This is a genomic window from Flavobacterium micromati, assembly GCF_900129585.1.
GTDB lineage: Bacteria > Bacteroidota > Bacteroidia > Flavobacteriales > Flavobacteriaceae > Flavobacterium > Flavobacterium micromati.
In genome coordinates this window covers 1-1,192 of sequence record NZ_FQWF01000038.1, presented here as the reverse complement: position 1 = coordinate 1,192, position 1,192 = coordinate 1, and the positions used below count along the sequence as shown (strand labels likewise).

General features: G+C 32.1%; 2 protein-coding genes. Both read left to right on the top strand.

What is annotated here, in order from left to right; all coding sequences use genetic code 11:
• The coding region (locus tag BUB42_RS16525; RefSeq protein WP_170857249.1) for a hypothetical protein at positions 1-449 on the top strand (449 nt) is incomplete at its 5' end.
• 10 nt (positions 450-459) lie between these two features.
• Complete coding sequence (locus BUB42_RS16050; protein WP_073022177.1) at positions 460-1,059, top strand: DUF6705 family protein; 600 nt, start codon at positions 460-462, stop codon at positions 1,057-1,059.
• Positions 1,060-1,192 lie beyond the last annotated feature (133 nt).

The following is a 1,192-nucleotide window of genomic DNA, read 5'->3' as shown; positions in this document are numbered from 1 at the left end:
CCAGTTACGTCGGTGGATTACATTCTCATCCCTCAGATGGTTATGCTATGTTTTCTTTTCAAGATATTCGTTTCTTGCTGAATGTTTACGATGAGGCTAGTTCTATTAGAAAACAAGAGGCTTTTAATGGTTTAGTTGTTAAGGACGCTGCAGGAAACACGAATACTTACATGCTAAAAATAGAAAATATAGAATCATTACGGACGCAGATAAATAATGTGTGGAACGACCCCAATTATTCCAAATTTCAAAATGAAAATGATCGTATTAAAAAAATTCATAAAGATCAAGCAGAAATCTATGCCAAAAGCAATGGAAATTTAGAGAAAAGTTTTTTAGAGCAGTTTAAAGATTTTGGAATAGTGCTTTTTAAAGCTGATGCTACCACAGACCATTTTGACAAACTTACTTTAAATAATTCAATAGTAACCCAAACCCCTTGTAACTAAATAGACAATTATGAAAACATACATTCACTATTTCACTTTTTTCTTATTCTTAACTGCTTGTTCAGCTCAATCGCCAGTTTACGATATTTCAGAACCAACAAGAGGGAAACCTCAAGGAGCCTATTACAAAGACGTCAGTGGTGTACTTGATGGCTATGATGGCACATATTTATACTCAAATGGAAACACATCCTTAAAATTTGTATTAAAGAAAAAAATAAAATCATATGGATATTATTATACTGACCTTATTGTTGGAGAGTTTCAATTTATAAAGGATGGAGTAGAAAAAGGCAATACATTAGCAAATATTAATGTCAACTATACAGATGAAGAGATTAATCATAGAATAACAGGAAATAGAATTATCATAGGCACTCAGTTAGGCTGCCCGAGTTGTTCCCCAACAGAAAAGCGTCTACGTCTTAGTTTTGTAGATAATAAATCACCTAATATTGCGGGTTTAGACATACGTAAAACAACGGTAAATGGTGTTGATGCTTTACGAGTTAAAATATTTTGGGATGGATTTATAATTCGTAAAGAAGGAGATCCTGCGCCAACCCCTGCTAGTATACATACTGGGGAATACTTAATGATTAAGCAATAAAAATAAACAACCCCAATTAATATAATAGTTGAAGATTGTTTATTGAATCATTCTCACATAAGATTATGAAAAAACACATCTGAATATCACTATTTTTATTTCTGAGTTTTATTATTAAAGCGCAAAATCCGAA

Excerpts from the sequence above, each read along its gene's own strand:
- BUB42_RS16050 (WP_073022177.1), top strand. The coding sequence starts at position 460 with ATGAAAACATACATTCACTATTTCACTTTTTTCTTATTCTTAACTGCT.